Genomic DNA, 9555 nt, shown 5'->3' with positions numbered 1-9555 from the left:
CCGCCACGCCCAGCAGCTGGATGCCGAGATCACTCTGGTCGGTCTCTCCGAGGAGGTCTCGTTTGTCATGTCCGCAACGGGGTTCCTGGACTTCTTCAGGATCGCCGAGGACCTGGACGCCGAGCTGGAACGCACGGGCCGATGAGCACACAGGACATCCGGGAGCGCATCGACGCCTTTCCGACGCATCGGATCGGCCCGTACCGGGTCAGGGCCGGCCGGCCCTTCCCGTACGGCGCCACCCCGGTGCCCGGCGGAGTCAACTTCTCGGTCTACTCCGACGGCGCGACCACGATGAGCCTGGTGCTCTTCGAAAAGGGCGCCACACGGCCCAGCGCCGAACTGGAGTTCCCACCGGAGTTCCGCATCGGCAGCGTGTACGCCATGACGGTCTTCGAGCTCGACACGGAGAACCTGGAGTACGGGTTCCGCGCCGACGGGCCCTTCGACCCGGAGCGCGGCGACCGCTTCGACGCCGGTCAGGTGCTCAGCGACCCCTACGCGCGGCTGATCTCCGGGCGCGAGGTGTGGGGCCGGGAGCCGGACTGGGACAACGTCTACCACTACCGCGCGCAGGTGCTGAACGACGACTTCGACTGGGACGGCGACCGGCCGCTGCGCATTCCCGCCGAGGATCTCGTGATCTACGAGACGCACGTCCGCGGCTTCACCCGGCACACCTCCTCGAAGGTGTCGGCGCCGGGCACGTACGCCGGAATGCGGGAGAAGATCCCGTACCTGCGCGAGCTGGGCATCAACTGCCTCGAACTGCTCCCCGTGTTCGAGTTCGACGAGCTGGACAACCCGCGCACCGATCCGGTGACCGGTGAGCGGCTGTACAACTACTGGGGCTACAACACGGTCTCGTTCTTCGCCCCCAAGGCGGGCTACGCCGCCACCGGCCCGTTCGGCATGCAGGCCGACGAGTTCAAGTCGCTGGTCAAGGAGTTGCACAAGGCCGGGATCGAAGTCGTGCTCGACGTGGTCTTCAACCACACGGCCGAAGGCAACGAACAGGGCCCGACCATCTCGTTCCGCGGCCTCGACAACGCCACGTACTACATGCTCACGCCACGCGGCGAGTACTACAACTTCAGTGGCACCGGCAACACCGTCAACTGCAACCACCCCGTGGTCCGGGACTTCGTGCTCTCCTGCCTGCGGCACTGGGTCGCCGAGTACCACATCGACGGATTCCGATTCGACCTGGCGGCCATCCTCGACCGGGCCCCGGACGGCACCCCGCTGCCCAACCCACCGCTGCTCGAACAACTGGCGTACGACCCGGTCCTGCGTCACACGAAGCTGATCGCCGAGGCGTGGGACGCGGCCGGGCTCTACCAGGTGGGCAACTTTCCCAACTACGGCCGCTGGTCGGAGTGGAACGGGAAGTACCGCGACGCGGTCCGGCGCTTCGTCAAGGGCGAGCCGGGCCTGGTCGGTGAGCTGGCGACCCGGATGGCCGGCTCGCCGGACCTGTACCAGGGACGGACCTCGTCCGCGTCGGTCAACTTCATCACCGCTCACGACGGTTTCACCCTGGCCGACCTGGTCTCGTACAACGACAAGCACAACGAGGCCAACGGCGAGGACAACAACGACGGGGCCAACGACAACAACAGCTGGAACTGCGGCGAGGAGGGGCCCAGCGCCTCCGCGCACGTCCGTGAGCTGCGCATGCGGCAGATGAAGAATCTGCTGACGATCCTGCTGACGAGTCAGGGCATTCCGATGATCCTGGCCGGCGACGAGGTCGGCCGCACCCAGCTCGGCAACAACAACACCTACTGCCAGGACAACGACCTGTCCTGGTTCGACTGGGAACTCGTCAAGGCCAACGCCGACCTCCTGGATTTCGCACGGGCGCTGATCGCCTTCCGGCACGCGCACCCGGTGCTGCGTTCGAGCGACCACCCGACCGGTACGGACCGGGTCGGCAGCGGCTATCCCGACGTCAGCTGGCACGGGGTGCGCGCATGGGCTCCGGACTGGGCCGGCCACGGCAGGGTGCTCGCGATGATGCGATGCGGCAGGCACGCCAAGGGCGGAAGCGTGGCCGACGACCACGTGTACGTCGCCGTGAACGCGCACTGGGAGTCGCACGACCTGGAGCTGCCGACGCTGCCCGACGGGCAGCGTTGGCACCTTTTCGCAGACACGGGCACTGCCGTTCACCGCCTCGGCGGCGAGCCGGAGCTCGAACACCCCGGGCGCTTCCATCTGGGAGCCCACTCCTCGGTCGTCCTCGTGGGCCGCGCGGCTCACCGGACGACCCCATGACCGGAAGGAGAACCATCGTGGCTTTCGACGTGACGCTGAGGATCAACGACAAGGTCGCCACCATCCAACTCACGGGTGAGCTGGATGCCTCGACGGCGGGCGAGTTCCACGCGACGGTCGGCCGGGCGGCCGGGGAGGGCGCCGTCGAACTGGTCATCCGCGCCGAGCAGCTCGACTACTTGTCCAGCGCGGGCCTGCGGTCCCTGGTCTTCGCCCGCCAGAAGATGGGCGACGAGGTGCGCATCGCCATCGTGGGCGCGTCCGAGCCGGTGGCGCGGACCATCCGGCTCGCCGGATTCGACCACAGCATCGATCTCGTGGACGCCTGAAGGGACGAACCGAGATGACGTTCGAATTCGAGGCCGGGGGCACCGGCAGGGCAGCGGGCATCGTGCAGGCGCCCGAGTGCGGGAAGGCGAACGCACTCTGTGTTCCCGCGACGATCGATTCACTGGAACCGGTGACCGGATTCGTTCTCGGTCTGGGCAAGCAGGCCCGCCTCACGGACAGTTCGCTGTACCGATTCCGCCTCGCCGCCGACGAACTGGTCACGAACATCGTCGTGCACGGATACCGCGGTGAGCCGGGCCAGATCACCGTGGACGGCGGGATCGACCCGGGTGACGTATGGGTCCGCTTCCAGGACGACGCCCCGGCGTTCGACCCGAGACAGGGCATGCGCGAGCCTGCGCTCGACGTGCCGCTCGCGGAGCGGCAGATCGGCGGCCTGGGCGTTTTCCTGGCGTTCACAGCGGTGGACACCTTCGAGTACGAGCTCGTCGCGGGGCGCAATGTGAGCACCCTCGTGATGCGCCGGCCGGCAGTGGAGTAGACGTGACGGAGATCGCGCAGACGAGAGTGCTGATACTGGACGAGCGGCGGGACGTTCCAGCAGGGCTGTCCAAGGCACTGGACGCCGTGGGTGCCGAGACGCACACCTGCACACCGGGCGATGTACTCGCGGCGTCGCGCGGTCGGATGCCGGCGGTGACCGCTCTGCTCGCGAACGCGACGCTGTCGCCCCACACCGTCAGGTCGGTGGCCCGAAGGCTGGCGGACGAGGGGCAGCAGCCCACCGTGGTGGCGTACGCGGAGCACGACCTGCACCTCCTCGACGGCCATGTGCGCGCGGGCTCCGACTATCTGCTGCCGCCGTTCCACCCCGTCCTGGTGGAAGCACGGCTGCGCGACTGCCATCAGCACGCCGAACTCAACCGGAACATGGAGGAGGTCGCCGCACACGCCGAACTGCTCAGCTATGAGCGGGAGTTGGAGATAGGCCGGGAGATCCAGCTGGGGTTCCTGCCGGACTCGCTACCCAGTCCCGACAACTGGGACATCCAGGTGCGCTTCAGACCGGCGCGCACCGTGGCCGGGGACTTCTACGACGTCTTCGAACTGGTCAACCGGCGCCGTCTCGCCCTCGTCGTGGCCGATGTGTGCGACAAGGGGGTCGGCGCGGCCCTGTTCATGGCCCTCATCCGCTCGCTGCTGCGACACACCGCGGAGCAGAGCGGCCTCCAGAACCTCATCGCGGCGGACCTCATGGGAGAGGAGTCCGGCGGAGCCGAGCACACGCGGGCCATCCCGGTCGTCGGCGCGACCCCGCTGCTGAACGCGGTCGTGGGCACCAACAGCTACCTGACCCGCAACCACATCAAGCAGGGCTACTTCGCCACCATGTTCTTCGGCGTCCTGGACCCGGTCACCGGCAACCTCGTCTACATCAACGGTGGGCACAACCCACCCGTCCTCGTGAGCGGAAGCGGCCACGAACCGGTGCTGCTCCAGCCGACGGGGCCGGTCGTGGGCGTCATGCCGGACTGCACCTTCTCGCTGGGCTACGCGCAGATCAGCCCCGGGGACACACTCTTCATCTACACCGACGGGGTCACCGAGGCCCGCTCGGAGACCGGGCACTTCTTCGGGGAGGACTTCCTCGTCCAGCAGCTGACCGAGGCCAGCGTGCGCGGCGAGGAGCTGCTCGACCACATGGACGGCGCGCTCAGCGATTTCGTAGGCCTGGCCGAACAGTCCGACGACATCACGATGCTGGCCGTGCACTGGCAGGCACCGACCGGGGGCGCCGACTGACCGGGCCGATCACCGGCCGACGCGCCAACTCCCAGAAACCGTCAGGTGGAGAATATGTCGCAGATCATCACGGTGCACTCCTACCGAGGGGGCACCGGCAAATCCAGCACGGCCGCCAACCTCGGGTTGCTGCTGGCCTCCTCGGGCCTGCGGGTCGCTCTCGTGGATACCGACATTCAGACGCCTGCTCTGGACGTCATGTTCGACGACGTGGTGGTCCCCGCGCGGCGTTCGCTCACCGACTACCTCATCGGCCACTGCGAGATCGAGGAGGCGGCGTACGCCGTCGACCAGAGCGCCGGGCACGACGGGTTCTTCCTGGTTCCGGCCAGGAGCCAGGCCACGGGGGTCAGTGAAATCATGGGCCTCGGCTACGACGTGGGCCTGCTGCGCGAGGGCTTCGACCGGCTCATCGACACCCTGGCCCTCGACGTTCTGCTGCTCGACACGCACGCGGGGTTCAACAACGAGACCGTGACCGCGATGGCGAGTTCGGACGCGCTCGTCGTCGTGACCCGGGCGGACCGCCTGGACCTCGCGGGTGCCAAGGAGACGATGGCACTGGCGAGCCGGCTCGGGTTCGGAGCCATGAGCATTGCCGTGAACATGGCGCCCGACGGTGCCGTCGGCGACCGGCTGCGCGGCAAGGTCGAGACCGCGTACAACACCCGCATCACCACGGTGCTGCCGTACGCACCCGAGATGGCGTCGCTCGCAGGGGAACGGGTGTTCTCCAAGGCGTATCCGCAGCATCCGCTGGTGTCGGGATACCGCCGGATCATCTCCGAAGTCAGCAACGGGACCACCGCGATCCGGCGCTGACCGACGCGAACCGCTCGCACCACCGAGCACCTAATCATCCGCAACCGCACCCCGGTGCAAGGAGGCACGAGCACTATGGAGGGCAAGCTCATGCAGCGCGATGCGACGTCGCGCCCGACCGCCGCACCACCGACCGGCGGACCGACCGGCCGACAGGGGTCCGGGCCGGGTGTGGGCCGTATCCCTGTCGTGGACGTGTCGCCCCGGGTGGACGGCGCCCGCACCCCCGCCCGCGCCGTACCCGGGGAAGAGTTCGAGGTCTCGGCCACCGTCTTCCTGGAAGGACATGACGCGGTCGGCGCCGGTGTGGTGCTCACCGACCCCCACGGCCATGCGGGCGACCGGATCCCGATGCGCCTCACGGCCCCCGGGACGGACCGCTACACCGCGTGGGTCAGCGCCGCACGGGAGGGCGAGTGGACCTACCGGGTGGAAGCGTGGACGGACCCCTGGGCAACGTGGTGCCAGGTCGCGGAAATCAAGATTCCGGCCGGGTCCGAGTCCGAACTGGTCCTGGAGGAAGGCGCGTTGCTCTTGGAGCAGGCGGCCGGAGCGGCCCCGGCCGACGCCGCGGAGCAGCTGGCCTGGGGAGCCGGGATGCTGCGCGACGAGCGCCTCGACGCGCAGGGGCGGCTCGCCGCGGTCACCGGTTCCCCCGTGACCGCCCTGCTCGCCGCCCACCCGCTGCACAGGCTGCTCACCCGCTCGCCGGAACTGCCGCTGCGGGTGGACCGGGAACGGGCGCTGTACGGCGCGTGGTACGAGTTCTTCCCCCGGTCCGAGGGGGCCGTCGTCACCGGGGCGGTGAACGGTGTGGTGGAGCCACCGCGGCCGGGCACGCTGCGGACCGCGGCCAAGCGGCTGGAAGCCGTGGCGGACATGGGCTTCGACGTGGTCTATCTGCCACCGGTCCACCCGATCGGCACCACCCACCGCAAGGGCGCCGGCAACGCGCTCGAAGCGGGCCCGCACGATCCCGGATCGCCCTGGGCGATCGGATCGGCCGCGGGCGGACACGACGCGATCCACCCGGACCTGGGCACGCTGGAGGACTTCGACCACTTCGTGGCGCGCGCCGGTGAACTGGGCCTCGAAGTGGCCCTGGACTTCGCCCTCCAGTGCTCCCCCGACCATCCGTGGGTCGCACAGCACCCGGAGTGGTTCCGCCACCGGGCCGACGGCTCGATCGCGTTCGCCGAGAACCCGCCGAAGAAGTACCAGGACATCTACCCGATCGACTTCGACACCGATCCGGACGGGCTGCACACGGAGTGCCTGCGCGTGCTGCGGCACTGGATGGACCACGGCGTACGGATCTTCCGCGTCGACAATCCGCACACCAAGCCCGTCGCATTCTGGGAACGGCTGATCGAAGCGGTGCACGCGAGCGACCCCGATGTCCTCTTCCTCGCCGAGGCGTTCACCCGCCCGGCCATGCTGCACGCCCTGGCACGCGCGGGGTTCCACCAGTCGTACACGTACTTCACCTGGCGCAACTCCAAGGACGAGGTGGAGAGCTATCTCTCCGAACTGGCCGGCCTCGGCGGCGAGGAGAGCTCGGCCTACCTGCGGCCCAATCTCTTCGTCAACACACCCGACATCCTCAACGCCTACCTCCAGTACGGCGGCCGGGCGGCCTTCGCGGTTCGTGCGGTACTCGCCGCCATGGCCGGTCCGGCGTGGGGCGTGTACGCCGGGTACGAGCTGTACGAGAACGTGCCCATGGGACCCGGGAGCGAGGAGTACCTGGACTCCGAGAAGTTCCAGCTGCGTCCTCGCGACTGGGCGGGCGCGGAGACCGCGGGCAACTCCCTGACCCCCCTGATCCGCGCGCTCAACGACATCAGGCGCACCCATCCGGCCCTGCACCAGCTGCGCAACCTTCGCTTCCACCGCACCGACAACGACGCGGTGATGTGCTTCTCCAAGCGTGCCGCCGGGGGCGACTGGGTCCTCGTCGTGCTCAATCTCGACCCGCACGAAACGCGCGAGGCGACGGTCACCGTCGATCTGCCCGCCCTCGGCCTGGAGCGCTCGGAGACCTTCGAGGTACGCGACGCCCTGTCCGGCGAGAGCTACCGCTGGGGCCGCGACAACTACGTACGCCTCGATCCGCACCATCGAGTGGCCCACATTCTCACGGACGGGACTTCTCAGTCGTGACGACCACACAGCTTCCAACGGCCCTGCCCGCCACCCGTCTCAAGCGGCTCACCACGGGAGAGCTCAGCGATCCGCACGCGCTGCTCGGCCCGCACCGGTCCGCCGGGGCCACGACCGTGCGGGTGCTGAGGCCGCTCGCCGACCAGGTGTGGCTGACCACGTCGTCGGGCGAGCCGCTGGGCGAGCTGGAGCACCAGGGCGAGGGGGTGTTCGCGGGCAGGCTGGCGGGCACGGCCGTTCCCGACTACCGGGTGCGCGTCCGCTACGGCGCCGACCTCTTCGACTACGACGATCCCTACCGCTTCCTGCCCACCCTCGGTGAACTCGACCTGCACCTGATTCACGAGGGCCGGCACGAGCAGCTGTGGCAGGTGCTCGGAGCGCGGGTGTGCGAGCACGAGTCCGGCTGGGGCACGTCCGCCGGTACGGCGTTCGCCGTGTGGGCCCCGAACGCGCGGGCCGTGCGCGTGGTCGGCGACTTCAACCACTGGGACGGCAGGACCCACCCGATGCGCTCACTCGGCGCGAGCGGGGTGTGGGAGCTGTTCGTCCCCGGCGTCGGCGAGGGCTGCCGGTACAAGTACGAGATCCTCACCCCGGACGGCCGCTGGATTCAGAAGGCGGACCCCTTGGCCGCCTCGGCCGAGGCGGCTCCGGGCACTGCCTCCATCGTCTTCCGCTCCCGTCACGACTGGGGTGACGACGACTGGACGGCCCGGCGCGGCGAACGCATCGCGGACCGGTCCGCGATGAGCGTCTACGAGGTGCACCTGGGATCGTGGCGTCCCGGCCTCGGCTACCGCGAGCTCGCGGTCGAACTGCCCGCCTACGTCAAGGCGTTGGGCTTCACCCATGTCGAGCTCATGCCGGTGGCGGAGCATCCCTTCGGGGGCTCCTGGGGCTATCAGGTGTCCTCGTACTACGCCCCGGCGGCAGGCCTCGGGAGCCCCGACGACTTCCGGGCCCTCGTCGACGCGCTGCACAGGGCGGGCATAGGCGTCATCGTGGACTGGGTCCCCGCCCACTTCCCCAAGGACGAGTGGGCCCTGGCCCGCTTCGACGGGACCACTCTGTACGAACACCCGGATCCGCGCCGCGGGGAGCACCCCGACTGGGGGACGCTCGTCTTCGACTACGGGCGGAACGAGGTGCGCAACTTCCTCGTCGCGAACGCGGTGTACTGGTGCGAGGAGTTCCACATCGACGGCCTGCGCGTCGATGCCGTCGCCTCCATGCTCTACCTCGACTACTCACGCCCCGACGGCGCATGGCTGCCGAACGTGTACGGAGGCCGCGAGAACCTGGAAGCGGTGGAGTTCCTCCAGGAGATGAACGCCACGGTGCCCCGGCGCTGCCCCGGTGTCCTGACCATCGCGGAGGAGTCCACGGCCTGGGACGGCGTCACCCGGCGCACCGACCAGGGCGGGCTCGGCTTCACCCTGAAGTGGAACATGGGCTGGATGCACGACTCGCTGTCGTACATGGCCGAGGACCCGGTGCACCGGCAGTACCGCCACCACTCCATGACGTTCCCGATGGTGTACGCGTACGCGGAGAACTACACCCTGCCGATCAGCCATGACGAAGTCGTGCACGGCAAGGGCTCGCTGCTCACCAAGATGCCCGGGGACCGCTGGCAGCAACTGGCCAACCTGCGTGCCTTCCTCTCCTTCATGTGGGCCTTCCCCGGCAAGCAACTCCTCTTCATGGGCCAGGAGTTCGCCCAGGACACCGAGTGGTCCCACGAGCGCGGCCCCGACTGGTCCGTCCTGCGGCACGACGCGCACGCGGCCGTGCGCGACCTGGTGCGCGACCTCAACCGCACCTACCTCGACGACCCCGCGCTGTGGAGCCTCGACACCCGGCCGGAGGGTTTTCGCTGGATCGACGCGGACGCGGCCGAGGACAACGTCTACTCCTTCGTGCGGTACGGCGAGGGGGGCGAGTCGCTGGTGTGCGTCTTCCACTTCCAGCCCACGGTCCGGCACGACTTCCGCCTGGCGCTGCCGGAGCCGGGGCACTGGACCGAGGTGCTCAACACGGACGCGGCGCAGTACGGCGGCTCCGGGGTCACCAACCCCGGGCGCATCCACGCCGTTCCCGAGGCCCGGCAAGGGCTGCCGGCCAGCGCGAGCGTCGTCCTGCCGCCGCTGGGCGCTGTGTGGTTCCGCAAGCAATGACGCAGCCGAAGGAGAC

General features: G+C 69.1%; 7 protein-coding genes. All 7 read left to right on the top strand.

Features of this window, described 5'->3' with window-relative positions:
• Positions 1 to 141: 141 nt before the first annotated feature.
• On the top strand, positions 142 to 2280 hold the full coding sequence (glgX, locus tag NBY69_RS34905) for a glycogen debranching protein GlgX (RefSeq protein WP_250306221.1): 2139 nt from the start codon (positions 142 to 144) through the stop codon (positions 2278 to 2280).
• 17 nt (positions 2281 to 2297) lie between these two features.
• Entirely contained in the window at positions 2298 to 2609 is a 312-nt protein-coding gene (locus tag NBY69_RS34900) for an anti-sigma factor antagonist (RefSeq protein WP_250306220.1), read from the top strand.
• A 14-nt stretch (positions 2610 to 2623) separates the two neighbouring features.
• Entirely contained in the window at positions 2624 to 3112 is a 489-nt protein-coding gene (locus tag NBY69_RS34895) for an anti-sigma regulatory factor (protein ID WP_250306218.1), read from the top strand.
• 2 nt (positions 3113 to 3114) lie between these two features.
• A complete protein-coding gene (locus NBY69_RS34890; RefSeq protein WP_250306217.1) occupies positions 3115 to 4374 on the top strand; it encodes a PP2C family protein-serine/threonine phosphatase in 1260 nt (419 codons plus the stop codon).
• Positions 4375 to 4428: 54 nt separating this feature from the next.
• Complete coding sequence (locus NBY69_RS34885) at positions 4429 to 5196, top strand: MinD/ParA family protein (protein ID WP_250306215.1); 768 nt, start codon at positions 4429 to 4431, stop codon at positions 5194 to 5196.
• 75 nt (positions 5197 to 5271) lie between these two features.
• Positions 5272 to 7359 (top strand): maltotransferase domain-containing protein, encoded by a 2088-nt coding sequence (locus tag NBY69_RS34880; RefSeq protein ID WP_250306213.1) that lies wholly within the window; start codon positions 5272 to 5274, stop codon positions 7357 to 7359.
• A complete protein-coding gene (glgB, locus tag NBY69_RS34875) occupies positions 7356 to 9539 on the top strand; it encodes a 1,4-alpha-glucan branching protein GlgB (protein WP_308409518.1) in 2184 nt (727 codons plus the stop codon). Before NBY69_RS34880 ends, glgB begins: the two co-directional genes overlap by 4 nt.
• Positions 9540 to 9555 lie beyond the last annotated feature (16 nt).

This window comes from Streptomyces sp. A 4/2, from assembly GCF_940670765.1.
In the GTDB taxonomy this organism is placed as follows: domain Bacteria; phylum Actinomycetota; class Actinomycetes; order Streptomycetales; family Streptomycetaceae; genus Streptomyces.
Note: the sequence above shows the minus strand (reverse complement) of the source record. Positions and strands in the feature narration are given on the sequence as shown.